At 76.1% G+C, this 14552-nt stretch carries 12 protein-coding genes; 9 read left to right on the top strand and 3 right to left on the bottom strand.

What is annotated here, in order from left to right; genetic code table 11:
• The first annotated feature begins 40 nt into the window (after window positions 1-40).
• The 6 genes from EV386_RS14040 (at window position 41) to hemL (ending at window position 7356) form a co-directional block, all read left to right on the top strand.
• Window positions 41-1282 (top strand): uroporphyrinogen decarboxylase, encoded by a 1242-nt coding sequence (locus tag EV386_RS14040; protein ID WP_130415968.1) that lies wholly within the window; start codon window positions 41-43, stop codon window positions 1280-1282.
• Window positions 1279-2772: a protoporphyrinogen/coproporphyrinogen oxidase gene (locus EV386_RS14045; protein ID WP_130415970.1), complete on the top strand. Its 1494-nt coding sequence runs from the start codon at window positions 1279-1281 to the stop codon at window positions 2770-2772. Before EV386_RS14040 ends, EV386_RS14045 begins: the two co-directional genes overlap by 4 nt.
• Window positions 2773-2836: 64 nt before the next feature.
• Complete coding sequence (hemC, locus tag EV386_RS14050) at window positions 2837-3907, top strand: hydroxymethylbilane synthase (protein ID WP_130415972.1); 1071 nt, start codon at window positions 2837-2839, stop codon at window positions 3905-3907.
• Window positions 3904-4884, top strand: a complete 981-nt coding sequence (locus tag EV386_RS14055) for a uroporphyrinogen-III synthase (protein WP_130415974.1) — start codon at window positions 3904-3906, stop codon at window positions 4882-4884. The genes hemC and EV386_RS14055 overlap by 4 nt, the downstream gene beginning before the upstream one ends.
• 50 nt (window positions 4885-4934) lie before the next feature.
• A complete protein-coding gene (hemB, locus tag EV386_RS14060) occupies window positions 4935-5990 on the top strand; it encodes a porphobilinogen synthase (protein WP_207216620.1) in 1056 nt (351 codons plus the stop codon).
• Between the two features lie 4 nt (window positions 5991-5994).
• Window positions 5995-7356, top strand: coding sequence for a glutamate-1-semialdehyde 2,1-aminomutase (gene hemL, locus EV386_RS14065; RefSeq protein WP_130415978.1), 1362 nt, complete (start codon window positions 5995-5997; stop codon window positions 7354-7356).
• A 68-nt stretch (window positions 7357-7424) separates the two neighbouring features.
• Here the strand turns inward: hemL and fdhA are convergent, their stop codons facing one another.
• The 3 genes from fdhA to EV386_RS14080 all read right to left on the bottom strand — a co-directional run bounded on the left by fdhA (window position 7425) and on the right by EV386_RS14080 (window position 10820).
• Window positions 7425-8648: a formaldehyde dehydrogenase, glutathione-independent gene (fdhA, locus tag EV386_RS14070; RefSeq protein WP_130415980.1), complete on the bottom strand. Its 1224-nt coding sequence runs from the start codon at window positions 8646-8648 to the stop codon at window positions 7425-7427.
• A 183-nt stretch (window positions 8649-8831) separates the two neighbouring features.
• The gene (locus tag EV386_RS14075) at window positions 8832-10043 is read right to left on the bottom strand and encodes a GAF domain-containing protein (protein WP_165399946.1); all 1212 of its coding nucleotides are present in this window, start codon (window positions 10041-10043) and stop codon (window positions 8832-8834) included.
• A 132-nt stretch (window positions 10044-10175) separates the two neighbouring features.
• On the bottom strand, window positions 10176-10820 hold the full coding sequence (locus tag EV386_RS14080; protein ID WP_130415983.1) for an AMIN-like domain-containing (lipo)protein: 645 nt from the start codon (window positions 10818-10820) through the stop codon (window positions 10176-10178).
• 179 nt (window positions 10821-10999) lie between these two features.
• Here EV386_RS14080 and EV386_RS14085 point away from each other — a divergent pair, with 179 nt between their 5' ends.
• The 3 genes from EV386_RS14085 to EV386_RS14095 all read left to right on the top strand — a co-directional run bounded on the left by EV386_RS14085 (window position 11000) and on the right by EV386_RS14095 (window position 14435).
• A complete protein-coding gene (locus EV386_RS14085) occupies window positions 11000-11305 on the top strand; it encodes a metal-sensitive transcriptional regulator (protein ID WP_130415984.1) in 306 nt (101 codons plus the stop codon).
• Window positions 11306-11332: 27 nt separating this feature from the next.
• Entirely contained in the window at window positions 11333-11785 is a 453-nt protein-coding gene (locus tag EV386_RS14090; protein ID WP_130415985.1) for a heavy-metal-associated domain-containing protein, read from the top strand.
• A gap of 184 nt (window positions 11786-11969) precedes the next feature.
• Window positions 11970-14435 (top strand): heavy metal translocating P-type ATPase, encoded by a 2466-nt coding sequence (locus EV386_RS14095; protein ID WP_130415986.1) that lies wholly within the window; start codon window positions 11970-11972, stop codon window positions 14433-14435.
• Window positions 14436-14552 lie beyond the last annotated feature (117 nt).

Here is a 14552-nt window from a genome sequence, read left to right on the forward strand (position 1 = left end):
ACTTTATGCGCCTTGCGTACCCAAGGCAGAATCCTGGTTCGTGACCTCACACACTCCCGCCGTCACCTCGTCAGGCGCCTCCCGCGACGCCTCGACACTCACGGCGCCCCGCTCACTTGCGGCCAACCACCCACTCGTTGACGGCCGGACGACGGCGTCGCCGCTGGTCAGGGCGCTTCGAGGTGATCGTCCCGAGCGCCTTCCGGTGTGGTTCATGCGCCAGGCGGGACGCTCGCTGCCGGAGTACCGGAGCCTGCGCGAGGGCATCGGAATGCTCGACTCGTGTCTCAACCCGCCGATTGCGACCGAGATCACATTGCAACCCGTGCGGCGCCACGGGGTCGACGCGGCGATCTTCTTCTCGGACATCGTGGTGCCGCTGCGGCTCGCAGGCGTCGACGTCGACATCAAGCCGGGCGTCGGTCCCGTCATGGACCAGGCGTACCGCACCCCCGAGGACGTCGCGCGACTGGTCGAGCGCACGCTCGACGACGACGCGCTCGCCCCGATCCGCGAGGCCGTGGCGCTGACCGTCGCCGAACTGGGCGGCACGCCGCTCATCGGGTTCGGCGGCGCCCCGTTCACGCTCGCCGCCTACCTGGTCGAGGGCCGCCCCTCGCGCGACCACCTCGCCGCGCGCACGCTCATGCACGCGGACCCACAGACCTGGGACCGGCTGGTGGCCTGGACCGCGGACCTGACCGGCGCGTTCCTGCGGGCGCAGGTGCTCGCGGGGGCGTCGGCCGTGCAGCTCTTCGACTCGTGGGCCGGGTCGCTGTCGCTGGCGGACTACCAGGCGCGCGTGGCGCCGTCGTCGGCGCGCGCGCTGTCAGCGGTCGCTGGCCTGCGGGCGGTCGCAAACGTGCCTGCGGGCGCGGACCTGTCGGCGGGCGGACCCGGCGACGGCGACGGCGACGGCACAGGCGACGGCGCGGGCGTCGGCGTGCCGGCCATCCACTTCGGCACCGGCACCGGCCACCTGCTCGGCGCCATGCGCGACGTCCTGACCACGGCGGGCATCGCGGACCGGACGGTCGGGGTCGACTACCGCACGCCGCTCGATGAGGCGCTGGCGCTGGTGGGCGACGGCGTCAGCCTCCAGGGCAACATCGACCCCGCGCTGCTCGCCGCGCCGTGGGACGTGCTCGAGGCCCATGTGCGCGACGTCGTCGCCCGTGGCGCCCAGGCACCCGGGCACGTGGTCAACCTGGGGCACGGGGTGCCCCCCGAGACCGATCCCGCGGTGCTGACGCGCGTGGTCGAGACGGTGCACGCGCTGTGAGCGGGGACGGGGTGGTTTCGACAGGCTCAACCACCGGAGGCGGGGAGCGGGTTGACGCCGTCGTCGTGGGCGGCGGGATCGGCGGGCTGACCGCCGCGCGCGCGCTCATGCGCCGCGGCCTGCGCGTCGTCGTCCTGGAGGCCGACGCGCTGCCGGGCGGGCCGGTGCGCGGCGGCCACTTCGCGACGCTGCCGCAGGTGCCCATCGACGTCGGCGTGGAGTCGTACGCGGCGCGCGGCGCGGCCGTGACCGCGCTGGCCGAGGAGCTCGGGCTCCAGGTCGTGACGCCTGCCGCGGCCCAGGCCTGGGGATATGCCGCGGGGCGCACGTTCCCACTGCCCAAGGCGGGCATCCTCGGCATCCCGTCGACGCCGTGGGCCGCCGACGTGCGCCAGGCGATCGGCTGGCCGGGCGTGCTGCGCGCGAGCCTCGACCGCGTGCTGCCCGCGGGCCGCGCGGACACGTCCTCGCTGGGCGCGCTGGTGCGCTCGCGCCTCGGCGCGCGGGTCGCCGACCGGCTCGTGACGCTCGTCGCGGCGGGCGTGCACTCGGCGACGCTCGACACGCTCGACGTCGACGCCGTCGCGCCCGGACTGCTCGACGCCTTCCGCCGCGAGGGCTCGCTCTCGCGCGCGGTCGCCTCGCAGCGGCGCGCGGCGCCCGCCGGGTCGGCCGTGCGCGGCGTCGACGGCGGCGTCCACGCGATCATCGAGGCGATGGTCGGCGAGCTCAACGCCGACGCCGAGCGCTGGGACGCGCGCCCGTCGGCCGAGCTCGCGGCGGGCGCCGGGGTGCGCACCGGACGCCGTGTCGTGGCCGTCGAGCGCGAGGACGGCGCCGAGGGCGGCGCGTGGCGCGTGACGGCGTCGGGCGCCGAGGGGCCCGTCACGCTGCGCGCGCCGCGGCTCGTGGTCGCCACGCCGCAGATCGCCCCGCTGCTGACCCCCGTCGTCGGAGCCGAGGCGCCCACGCCGACGCCAGGAGCGCCCATCGCGCTGGTCGCGCTGCTGATCGACGCGCCCGAGCTGGACGCCGCCCCCCGCGGCACGGGAATGCTCATCGCGCCCGACGCCGCCGGCTCGGGCGGATCGGCCGTGTCCGGGGTCGCGGCCAAGGCGTTCACACATGCGACCGCCAAGTGGCCGTGGCTCGCCGACCGGGTGCGCGCGGCCGCGGGGCCCGGCGCGCACGTGGTGCGGCTCAGCTACGGGCGCCTGGGCGACGGCGCCGTCGACCCCGACGTCGAGCGCGCGACGCACGACGCCTCGGCGCTGCTGGGCGTCCCGCTGGCCGGGCGGGTGCGCGATCACCTGGTGCAGCGCTGGGACGGCTCGCTGCCGCCGCCGACCCCCGCCTACCGGGCCGCGCTCGGCGGGTTCACCGACGCCGTCGGGCGCACCGACGGGCTCGCCGTCGTGGGGGGATGGATCGCGGGCACAGGGCTGGCGTCGATCGTGACGCACGCCCAGACGGCGGTCGCGGAGCTGTGAGGGTGTGACGCATCGCGCCACCGGCGGTTTCCGTCCAGCCCGCGCGGCGCGCGAGACTGTGCGGGTGACCTCCCCCAGCGCCCCCCTCCGGCTCGGCACCCGCGGCAGCGCGCTCGCCACGACGCAGTCGGGGCTCGTCGCCCGGCGGATCGAGGCGCTGACGGGCCGCAGCGTCGAGCTGGTGCGGATCCGCACCGAGGGCGACGTGCGCACGGGCTCGCTCGCGAGCCTCGGCGGCACGGGCGTGTTCGTGACCGCGCTGCGCGAGGCCCTGCTCGACGGGCGTTGCGACGTCGCCGTCCACAGCCTCAAGGACCTGCCGACGGCTCCTGTCGACGGCCTGACGATCGTGACGCCCGAGCGTGAGGACCCACGCGACGCCCTGTGCGCGCGCGACGGGCTCACGCTCGAGACGCTGCCGCGCGGCGCGCGGGTCGGCACCGGCTCGCCGCGCCGGGCCGCGCAGCTGCGCGCCGCCCGCCCCGACCTCGACGTCGTCGACATCCGCGGCAACGTCGACACGCGGCTGGCCCGCGCGCTCGGCCCCGACGCCGACCTCGACGCCGTCGTGCTCGCGTGCTCGGGCCTGGCGCGGCTCGGGCGCTCCGACGCCGTAACACAGGCGCTCGAGCCGGTCGTGGTGACGCCCGCGCCGGGGCAGGGGGCGCTCGCGGTCGAGGCGCGCACCGCGGACCTGTCCGAGGGCGGGCCGCTCGCGGCGGCGTTCGCGGCGCTCGACCACCGCCCGACCCGGCTCGCCGTCATCGCCGAGCGCGCGCTGCTGGCCCGCCTGGAGGCGGGGTGCGCGGCGCCTGTCGGCGCGATCGCGCGCGTCGAGGACGACCAGCTCGCGCTCGGCGCCGTCGTCGCGCGGCTCGACGGCGGCGAGCGGCTCAAGCACCGGTCGGCCGCGGCGCTGACCGGCGATGACGCGCGTGACGACGACGCCGCCCGCACCCTCGGCGTGCGCGTCGCCGAGGCGCTGCTGGCCGACGGCGCCGAGCGCATCGCGCCGCTCGCGGGCTCGGGCGCCCGGGAGCCGGGCCGCGAGCCGGCCGCCCGCCCGGCGCCGGACCCGGCGCTCGCCGACCCGACGGCGTCGGGCGCCCCAGGGCAGGAGTCCGGTCGCCCGTGACACCTTCTGCGGAGCCGACGCCGCTCGCCGGGCGCACCGTGCTGGTGCCGCGCGCCCCCGAGCGGGCCGGGGCGCTCGCCGGGCTGCTGCGCGACCTCGGCGCCGAGGTGCTGGTCAGCCCCGTGACGACGACGGCGCCTCCCGCCGAGGCCGGCCTCGACGCCGCGGTGCGCGCGCTCGACGGCGTCGCCTGGGTGGCCGTGACCAGCGTCAACGGCGTCGAGGCGCTGACCGCCGCCGCGGACCGCGCCGGGATCGCGCTCGCGCGGGCCGCCACCCGTTGGGCCGCCGTCGGCCCCGCGACGGCGGCCGCTTTGCGGGGCGCGGGCGTCGAGGTCGCACTTGAGGCGGCGGGCACGGCGGCCGACCTCGCGGCGGCCTTCCCCCCACCGCCCGGCCCGGCCTCGCCGACGGGCCCAGCGCGCCCGCCGAGCCCGGCGTCGCCGTCCGGCCCGGCGTCGCCACCCGGCCCGGCGAGCGGGCGCGGCGAGCCCACAGAGTCCGAGCCCGCAGAGGCCGGGCCCGACTCGGCCCCACCCGTCTCGCACGAGCCCGCGCGCCAGGCCGCGACCCCGGACCGCCGCGTGCTGCTGCCGCTCGGCGACCTCGCGCGCACGACGCTGGCCGACGGGCTGCGCGCCCGCGGGTGGGACGTGCGCGGCGTCGTCGCCTACCGCACCGTCCCCGCCGCGCTGCCGCACGACGTCGTCGCCGCGGCCCGCGCTCGGCGCCTCGACGCCGCCGTGGTGGCCGCGGGTTCGGCCGCGCGCGAGCTCGCGCGGCAGCTCGGAGGCGACGCCCCACCCGTCGTCGCGATCGGGCGCCCGTCCGCCGACGCCGCCCGCGCGGCAGGCCTGCGCGTCGCGGCGGTCGCCGCGGCGCCCACCGACGCGGCGCTCGCCGCCGCCGTCGTCACCGCACTTGCGGCCCCGGCACGACCCTGGGCCACCGCACCCGAGGAGGAGAACGCACTGTGAGCAACTCAGGGATCGTCTATCGGCCACGGCGCCTGCGGGCCACACCGCGCATGCGGCGGCTCGTCGCCGAGAACCGGCTGCACGCGGCCGACCTGGTGCTGCCGCTGTTCGTCAAGGAGGGCGTGACCGCGCCCGTGCCGATCTCCTCGATGCCCGGGCAGGTGCAGCACACCGAGGAGTCGCTGCGCGACGCCGTCGCCGACGCGGCGCGCGCGGGGCTGGGCGGGGTGATGCTGTTCGGCGTCCCCGCAGTGCGCGACGCCGTCGGCTCGCAGGCCGACGCGCCCGACGGCGTGCTGCAGCGCGCCATCCGCATCGCGCGCGAGGCGATCGCCGAGGTGGAGGGCGCGACCGGGCGCCCCGGGCCCGTGGTCATGGCCGACACGTGCCTCGACGAGTTCACCGACCATGGGCACTGCGGGGTGTTGGTCTCGACAGGATCGACCACCGGGGCAGGCTCGACCGGCGGGGGCGGCTCGACCAGCGGGGGCGGCTCGACCAGCGGGGGCGGCCCGACCGACTCGGCTGGCGGGGGCGTCGAGGTCGACAACGACGCGACGCTCGAGCGCTACGCCGCCATGGCCGTCGCGCAGGCCCGGGCCGGCGCCGAGGTCGTGGCGCCCAGCGGCATGATGGACGGCCAGGTCGCCGTGATCCGCGACGCGCTCGACGACGCCGGGTTCACGGGAGTGTCGATCCTCGCCTACTCGGCCAAGTACGCGAGCCCGTTCTACGGCCCGTTCCGCGAGGCCGTCGACAGCGCGCTCCAGGGCGACCGCCGCACGTACCAGATGGACGCCGCCAACGGCCGCGAGGGGCTGCGCGAGGCCGACCTCGACCTGGCCGAGGGCGCCGATATGGTCATGGTCAAGCCCGCGGGCTCCTACCTCGACGTGCTGCGCGGCGTGGCCGACCGCTCCGACGTGCCCGTGGCGGCGTACCAGGTCAGCGGCGAGTACGCGATGATCGAGGCCGCCGCGGCCAACGGCTGGATCGACCGGCGCGCGTCGGTGCTCGAGAGCGTGCTGGGCATCAAGCGCGCCGGGGCCGACATCATCCTCACGTATTGGGCGACCGAGATCGCCGACTGGATCAAGGAGGCCTGAGCCTGTGAGCACGCCCGCCGCAACCCCCACCGAGTCCGGCGCCGTCGAGGCGAACCACGCCGCGTTCGTGCGCGCCCAGGCCGCCATCCCCGGCGGCGTCAACTCGCCCGTGCGCGCCTACGGCTCGGTGGGCGGCGACCCCCGCTTCCTGGCGCGCGCCGCCGGACCGTACGTGTACGACGTCGCCGGGCGCGAGTACGTCGACCTGGTCTGCTCGTGGGGTCCGGCGCTGCTGGGGCACGCGCACCCAGACGTGGTCGAGGCGGTGCGGTCCGCCGCGGCGCGCGGGCTGTCGTTCGGCGCCCCGACGGTGGCCGAGGTCGAACTGGCCGAGGAGATCCGCCGTCGGGTGCCCGCTGCCGAGCGCGTGCGCCTGGTCTCGACGGGCACCGAGGCGACCATGACGGCGATCCGGCTGGCGCGCGGCGTCACCGGCCGCCCCCTGATCGTGAAGTTCGCGGGCAACTACCACGGGCACGTCGACGCGCTGTTGGCCGAGGCCGGCTCGGGCGTCGCCACGCTCGCGATGCCCGGCACGGCGGGCGTGACGGCGGCGGCCGCCGCCGAGACGCTCGTGCTGCCCTACAACGACCTGGCCGCCGTCGAGCGGGCGTTCGCCGAGCGCGGCGCGCAGATCGCGGCCGTCATCGTCGAGGCCTCGGCCGCCAACATGGGCGTGGTGCCGCCGCTGCCCGGCTTCAACGCGGGCCTGCGCCGCCTGACGGCCGCGCACGGCGCGCTGCTGATCCTCGACGAGGTGCTCACGGGCTTCCGCGTGGGTCCGTCGGGCTGGTGGGGGCTGGAGGGCCGGGCCGACGCGGGCGGGTACACGCCTGACCTGTTCACGTTCGGCAAGGTCGTGGGCGGCGGCATGCCGGTCGCGGCGCTCGGCGGCCCCGCCACGGTGATGTCGCAGCTCGCGCCCGAGGGGCCCGTCTACCAGGCGGGCACGCTGTCGGGGAACCCCGTCGCGGTCGCCGCGGGCCTGGCGACGCTGCGCCTGGCCGACGACGCCGTCTACGCGCGCGTCGACGCCGCGGCCCGGGCGCTGTCGGACGCCGTCGGCGCCGCGCTGGACGCGCAGGGTGTGGCGCACCGCGTGCAGCGCGCCGGGTCGCTGTTCAGTGTGTTCTTCGGACCCGCCGCCGCGGCCGACGGCGTGCGCGACTACGCCGACGCCCAGGCGCAGGAGGCGTTCCGCTACCGCGCGTTCTTCCACGCGATGCTCGACGCGGGGGTCAACCTGCCGCCGTCGGTGTTCGAGGCGTGGTTCCTGTCGGCGGCGCACGACGACGACGCGCTGGGCCGCGTGGTCGACGCGCTGCCGGCGGCGGCTCGGGCGGCGGCCGCGGCGACCCCCGAGTGATCGACTGACCGGGTCGGTCGGCCCCTGCCGCGACAGGGCCGGCCGACCCGGCGAGCGCCGACGGCTCGTCAGGCCGCCGCGCCCAGGTAGCCGTTCGGGTCCAGGATGTACTTGCGGGCCGCTCCCTGGTCGAACTCGGCGTAACCCTGAGGCGCCTGGTCGAGCGGGATCGGCGTCGCGTTGACGGCCTTCGCGATCGCGACCTTGTCATGCAGGATCGCCTGCATCAGGCCCCGGTGGTACTTCATCACCGGGCACTGCCCCGTGGTGAACGCGTGAGATTTGGCCCAACCCAGGCCGAGCCGCAGCGACAGCGATCCCACCTTGGCCTCCTGCGTCGCGGCGCCGGGGTCACCCGTGACGTACAGACCGGGGATGCCGAGCGCGCCTCCCGCGCGGGTCACGGTCATGAGCCCGTTGAGCACCGTCGCGGGCATCTCTCGCGCCGCCTCGACGCCATGCCCGCGCGCCTCGAAGCCGACGGCGTCCACACCACAGTCGACCTCGGGCACGCCGAGGAGCTGCTCCAGCTGGTCCTCGACCGGACCCGCCGAGACGTCGATGGTCTCGCAGCCGAACGAGCGCGCCTGCGCGAGCCGGTCCGCGTTGAGGTCGCCCACAACGACGACGGCCGCGCCGAGGAGCTGCGCGGACGCGGCAGCCGCCAGGCCCACCGGGCCCGCCCCGGCGACGTACACCGTCGAGCCGACGCCGACGCCCGCCGTCGTCGCTCCGTGGAAACCCGTGGGGAAGATGTCCGACAGCATCGTCAGGTCAAGGATCTTCTCCAGCGCTTGGTCCTTGTCGGGGAACGGCAGCAGGTTGAAGTCGGCGTAGGGCACCAACACGAACTCCGCCTGCCCGCCGACCCATCCGCCCATGTCGACGTACCCGTACGCCGAGCCGGGCCGGTCGGGGTTGACGTTGAGGCAGATTCCCGTCTGCCGCTCTTTGCAGTTGCGACACCGCCCGCACGCGATGTTGAACGGCACCGAGACGATGTCGCCCACCTTCACGAACTCGACGTCGGAGCCGGTCTCGACGACCTCGCCGGTGATCTCATGGCCGAGGATGAGTCCCTCGGGCGCGGTGGTGCGGCCGCGGACCATGTGCTGGTCGGAGCCGCAGATGTTGGTCGCGACGGTGCGCAGGATGGCTCCGTGCGGCACCTTGCGGCCGACGTTCGCCGGGTTGACCCCCGGCCCATCGGTGAGCTCGAAGGTTGGATAGTCGATGTCGACGACCTCGACGCGTCCCGGTCCCTGGTAGGCGACTGCTTTGTTGCCTGGCATGGGTGCTCCTTCGGTTGTCAGCCCTGACATGCGGCGCGCGACCGCGCGCCGACCCCGTGACGCCCGGCGAGGTCCGGCGCCGCCGGCTCGTCGGTGAACAGGAGGTACTCGCGACGCTAAGCGAGCGGGCGTAGCGCGGACGTAGCGCGCCCGACCCCGCCGGCCAGTCGCCCACCGGGACGCTCAGTCCCGCAACTCGCTGTCGATGCGCTCGATGGCCGCGAGCGCCTCCTGCCGAGGCGGTGATCCTGGCGCGAACGCGGCGACCACGGCGCCCCAGAGCGAGGCGTCTTGACGGTTCTCAGGGCAGCGCGCCAGTTCGAGCAGCAGGTGGGGCTCGCCCGCCTCACCGACGGCGGTGCGCAGGCGCAGTGCGACCTCACGCCGCACCGTCTCGACCCCCGGCGCGGTCGACCAGGGCAGCACGCCACCGGCATGCGCACGCACCGCCTCTCCGAGCCGCCCCGACCGCACCAGCGACACGACACGAGCCGCGTCCGTCGTCGGCCGCCGCCGGAACCGGTAGGGCCGGGGCCGCACCGACTCACGACCGGCGAGCGGGGCGAGCGCGGCCCGTAGGCGGCGCATCTCGGCCCGCACGACGGCGGGATCGCGCCCGGCGCGCTCGAGTTCGTGCGCGAGGTCGTCGGCGGTCAGGCCCTCGGGGCGCGTCGCAAGCAGCAGCGCGATCTCGCTGTGCCTCGCGCTGAGGCTGAGCTCGCCGCGCGCCGTGCGCAGCACCGCGTGGCGCCGGGCGATGACGTCGAGTTGACTCGGGCTCTCGTCGTCCGTGGCCGCCGTCGGCTCTGGGCGGTCGATCGCCACCCGGGCCTCGACGGCGGCCGCCGCCGCAACCAGCAGGGCGAGTTCGTTGCCTCGTTCCGCACTCGGCGACCCGGAGAGGTCGAGCACCCCGACGAGGTCGCCGCTGGCGCCCCGCACCGGGACGGCCCAGCACGTCAGCGGCGGATCGAGCCGTGCCCAGTGCTCGGCTCCGCAGACCCGCACCGGTCGGCCCGCTGCCACCGCAGTGCCCAGCCCGCTGGTGCCCACGACGCGCTCCGACCAGTCGTACCCCGCACGCACCCCGGCGTTCCCCGCGCGACGACGCGCGTCGCTAGACCCGTGGACGGCGAGCACGCGCCCGCGGGGGTCGGCGACCACGAGCACGAGTCCCTCGTCACGCACCGTGGGCGCCAGCAGTGTCTCGATGACCGCCAGGTGGGGGCAGAGCGGTCCCGCCCGCAGTCGGCGAGCGGCCTCGTCGTCGGACAGCGCGCGCCGAGGCGTCGCACGGGTGCGCGGGAGCGGTCGTGACCGGGCCCATGAGGCGCGCAGGAGCGCCGACAGTTCGGCAGGCGTGGGTGGAGCCTGGACGTGCGGCAGCGTGACCACGTGACACCTCGGCGTTGAGGGTTCGTCCGCCCACGGTAGGGCAGACGGCGTCGCCCTGAAACCCTCGGCGCCGCCGGTCATCTGGTGGGCCGCGGGTCGGGGGCGGCGACGGCGGCCGCGGCGACGGCCTGATCAGGGGTGGGCGACGTCGACCGTGAGGCGGAGCGCGGCGGCGTCGAACGCGACGGTGATCGCCGGATCGGCGTCGCCCCTGACGCCGAGGAAGACGTTGACGACGCCCCCGAACCACGGGCGGATCGCCACCTGGCCGAGCGCCGGGCCGCCGACGTCGAGGACCTGCGGGTCGAGTTGCGTCGACTGCCCGTTCTCGTCGATCGGTGGCGCCATTCCGGCCAGGCGCAGCAGGACATACTGGTCTGCGGCCACATCGACGCGGTAGCCGGACTCCTCGTCGGTCGCGGTCTCCACGTGCTCGACGCTCCACCCGGGCGCGCCGGTTCCCGTGAGGTCGAGGACGAGGCGGTCGACGCCGTCGTGCGTCTCGGCGTGCGCGCCGATGGGCGTGAGCGCCGCGTCGTCGCTGGGCGCCGAGTCGAGCCACCACCAGGCGTCGGCGTCGGTCTGGAGCGGCGCGATGTCCACCGCGGCGCGTGAGGCCGCGTCGGCGTCGCGCTCGACGTCGTCGCCCGACGTCGCTGCGGCCGTCTGCACGGAGCGGGCGTCAGGGCCGTGGTCGGGGCGGGCGCCGCATCCGGCCACGAGGAGCACGGCGGCGAGGATCGACGTGGTCGTGGCGAGCCGGGTTCGGGTGCGCATCGTCGCTCTCTGGTGCGGTGGCGGGCAATACCGCGAGTCTTGCTGAATCTTGACTAAGACTTGACTATCGGGCGCGTCTCGACATGGTCCGTGGCATCGATGGCGTCCGCGCGCACACCGGGTGGCGCGCGCCGCGCGGACCCGTTGACTTCTACCCCCCGGGGGTATAAACCTGAGGCATGACCGAGTCCACCCACGACGCGCCACACGGCTACGCCTCCGACAAGGACGCCTACCTCAAGCGCATGCGCCGCATCGAAGGCCAGGTGCGCGGCATCGCCCGAATGATCGACGAAGACGTGTACTGCATCGACATCCTCACGCAGGTGTCGGCGGTCACCAAGGCGCTGCAGGCCGTGAGCATCGCGCTCGTCGAGGACCACCTCGGCCACTGCGTCGTCGACGCCGCCCGCAAGTCGCCGGACGCCGGCGCCGAGAAGGTGCACGAGGCCGCCGAGGCCATCAGCCGCCTCGTGCGCAGCTGACCACTCCCCCCGTCCCAAGGAGCCTCCATGACCACCCTCACCACCCTGTCCGTGACCGGCATGACCTGCCAGCACTGCGTCGCGGCCGTCACACGCGAGCTCAAGGCCGTCGACGGCGTCGGGAACCTCACCGTCGAACTGCGCGCGGGCGACGCGTCCGTCGTCTCGGTCCACTCGGCCTCCCCGCTCGACGAGGCCGCGCTGCGCGAGGCGATCGCCGAGGCCGGCTACGACGTCGCCAAGGTCGACGTGCTCGAGGACGCGCTCGCGGCCCAGATGACCGAGCGCTCGGACCAGTACCGCGCGACCGGCACGCGGTCGGCCGAGCCGGAGCGCGCCGGGCACGCCCACGCGCACGCCCACGGTGGCGGCCACGGTGGCGGCCACGGGCAGGGCGGCTGCGGCGGCGGCTCGTGCGGCTGCGGCGGCAAGGGCCGCCAGGGCCTGGGCGTCGGCCTGCCGATCGTCCCCCTGGGCTGATCCACGAACCCTGGGCTGATCGACCGGCCCCGGGTTGATCCACCACTCCCTGAGCTGACCCACCGGACCAGGCGACCGCCCGGACCGAACCCCCGCCCGCCACGCGGCGCCGGGCACACGACAACGCCCGGCGCCCGCGATGGTCGGCACGACCGACCGGCGGCCCGCCCTGATCGGAGCGCTCATGAGCACCGACACCCTCTCCCCCCAGCCCGTGCGCGAGGTCGACCTCGCCGTCACCGGGATGACCTGCGCGTCCTGCGTGGCGCGCGTCGAGCGCAAGCTCGCGAAGCTGCCCGGCGTCGTCGCCACCGTCAACCTGCCGCTGGAGAGCGCCCACGTGGTGCTCACCGCCGAGGTCGACGACGCCGCGCTGATCGCCGCCGTCGAGGCCGCCGGCTACGAGGCCGAGGTCACCGACTCACGCCCCGCCCCGGGCGCCGAGGCGCCGCCGTCGGACACTGCGAGCGCCGCAGACCGCGCGCAGGCCTCGCACGGGCCCACCCACGACCTACCCGAGGCCGTCCGCCCCACAGGCCACCGCGGCTACGCGGGCGACATCGACCTGCACGGGCGCGACCTGCTGCGCCGCCTGTGGGTCGCCGCCGTGCTCTCCGTGCCCGTCGTGGCGATCTCGATGATCATGTCGTGGCACTTCCCCGGCTGGGGCTGGGTGGTCGGCGTCCTCGCGCTGCCCGTGGCGACCTGGGCGGGCTGGCCGTTCCACAAGGCCGCGTTCCGCGCCGCCCGGCACGGCGCCGCGACCATGGACACGCTCGTGTCGATCGGCGTCATCGCCGCGGTCATCTGGTCGTGGGTCGAGGTGGTCCGCGGGCGCGAGCACGGCGTCTACTTCGAGGTCGCGGCCGTCGTCGTCACGTTCCTGCTCGCCGGCCGCTTCGCCGAGCACCGCTCGCGCCGCCGCGCCGGGGACGCGCTGCGCACCCTGCTCGCGCTGGGCGCAAAGGACGCCGAGCGCGTGGCCCTCACCGACGACGGCGCCCCGCGCCGCCGCGCCGACGGCGCCTGGGACACCACGAGCGTGCCCATCGAGGACCTGCGCGTGGGCGAGGTCTTCGCCGTGCGGCCCGGCGCGACCGTCGCGACCGACGGCGTCGTCGTGGACGGCGCCTCCGCCGTCGACACCTCCCTGGTGACCGGCGAGCCCGTGCCCGTGGACGTCACGGCAGGCGACGCCGTCGTGGGTGGCACGGTCAACTCCTCGGGCCACCTGCTGGTGCGCGCCACCCGTGTGGGCGCCGAGACCACGCTGGCCCGCATCGGCCGCCTCGTGGCGCAGGCCCAGACGGGCAAGGCCCCGATCGCACGCCTCGGCGACCGCATCTCGGCGGTCTTCGTGCCCGTGGTCATCGCCCTGTCGATCGCGACCCTCGTGGGCTGGCTGCTGGCGACGGGCGACGTCGACCACGCGTTCACGGCCGCCGTCGCGGTGCTCATCATCGCGTGCCCCTGCGCGCTGGGCCTGGCGACGCCGACCGCGATCCTGGTGGGCACCGGCCGTGGCGCGCAGCTCGGCGTGCTCATCAAGGGCCCCGAGATCCTGGAGCGCACGCGCACCATCGACACCGTAGTGCTCGACAAGACCGGCACCGTGACCCAGGGGCGCATGGCCCTGGAGCACGTGACGCCGTCGACCGGCGTCGACGCCGACGAGGCGCTGCGCTACGCCGCGGCGGTCGAGGCGCTCAGCGAGCACCCCATCGCCCAGGCGATCGCCGCCGCCCCGGCGCTGGCCGCCGAGGCCGCGGCCGCGCTCGCCGCCGCCCCCACGGGGTCGGGCGCCCTCACGGCGCCCACATCACGGGTCACGGCGCCCGCCGCGCCCGAGACGGTCCCGCTGGAGGTCTCCGGGTTCGTCGCGACGCCGGGCGGCGGCGTCGAGGGCGTCGTGCGCGTCGCGCACGCGGGCCTGTCCCCGTTGGGCGCGGGCAACGCGCGCCGCGTCGTCGTCGGCCGCGTCACGTGGCTGGCCTCCCAGGGCGTCACGGTGCCCGACGACGTCGCCTCCGCCGTCGACGACGCCGAGCGCGGCGGGGCCACCACCGTCGTCATCGCCTGGGACGGCGCGGCGCGTGCGGTGCTGGAGCTGCGCGACCCCGCCAAGCCGACGTCGGCGCAGGCCGTCGCCGAGCTGCGCGACCTCGGGCTGCGGCCCGTGCTGCTGACCGGCGACAGCGAGGGCGCGGCGCGCGCCGCGGCGGCCGCCGTCGGGATCGACCCCGCCGACGTCGTCGCGCGCGTGCTGCCCGAGGAGAAGGCCGCGGCGGTCGAGCGGCTGCAGCGCGAGGGACGCGTCGTGGCGATGGTCGGTGACGGCGTCAACGACGCCGCGGCGCTGGCGACCGCCGACCTCGGGCTCGCGATGGGCACGGGCACGGACGTCGCGATGGAGGCCGGCGACATCACGCTGGTGCGCGGCGACCTGCGCGCGGCCGCGAGCGCCGTGCGCCTGAGCCGCGCGACGCTGCGGATCATCAAGCAGAACCTGTTCTGGGCGTTCGCCTACAACGTCGCCGCGATCCCGCTGGCCGCCGCCGGCGTCCTCAACCCCATGATCGCGGGAGCCGCCATGGCCGCCAGCTCCGTCCTCGTCGTCGCCAACTCCCTCCGCCTCCGCCGCGCCACCTAACCCGAGATACCGACCCTCCGCCGAAGTACCGGTCCTCAGTCACGGAACCCCCCGATTCCGACCGAGGACCGGTACCTCGGCGGGGTTCCGGTATCTCGGGGTGGGGAGGGGGTGGGG

It is taken from the genome of Xylanimonas ulmi, assembly GCF_004216535.1.
GTDB lineage: Bacteria > Actinomycetota > Actinomycetes > Actinomycetales > Cellulomonadaceae > Xylanimonas > Xylanimonas ulmi.